Source organism: Bifidobacterium ruminantium DSM 6489 (assembly GCF_000770925.1).
Lineage (GTDB): Bacteria > Actinomycetota > Actinomycetes > Actinomycetales > Bifidobacteriaceae > Bifidobacterium > Bifidobacterium ruminantium.
Window position 1 is genome coordinate 1 of sequence record NZ_JDTK01000058.1, and the last position, 614, is coordinate 614.

Consider the following 614-nt stretch of genomic DNA (forward strand, 5'->3'; position numbering starts at 1 on the left):
CATGCATCCATGACGCATTAGAACGCCGTTTAAGCGCGTTTTAACCGAATATTCGAATAAGTTATAGCATTCACGCTAATAAGCCGTTAGAATGCGTTTTAAGGCGGTTTTAACGCGATTTCAGTGATTATACGAATGAGTTATCGCAATCATGATTGTAAGCCGTTAGAACGCCGTTTAAGCGCGTTTTACAATTACATATTTTCACATTCGGTACACTGTATGGTTTTGCGCTCACATCGATTTTCAGCGCGATTTTCATAAGTTCGTGTATACCTGTCCGGAAATGCCATTTTTCGCGTTTCAAATTAAAATGGCCGTCCACAGAGAACGCAATATTGCGGTCTGTGGACGGCATCGATTTTCAGCGAAATTTTATTCGTTCACTTTTCTGTATTTTTGTCCTGTTTTTGCGCGGTATCATCCATATTCAAATCATCAGGTTTACAAGCATTCGCGAAGAATCTTATGAGCGCATAACATACAGTCATAAGCAGTGCCATTCCAAGCAATGCTGTAAGCACAGCATTTGCTAATGTGAATAGTAATGGGAGCAACGCTATAACGAGTACAACAATGATTACAGATAGCACAGGATGTGCATGATACAGTTT

At 40.1% G+C, this 614-nt stretch carries 1 protein-coding gene; it reads right to left on the reverse strand.

Features of this window, described 5'->3' with window-relative positions; translation table 11 throughout:
* Positions 1-383: 383 nt before the first annotated feature.
* A partial coding sequence (locus tag OU26_RS10385) for a hypothetical protein (RefSeq protein ID WP_206537855.1) occupies positions 384-614 on the reverse strand: 231 nt, incomplete at its 5' end.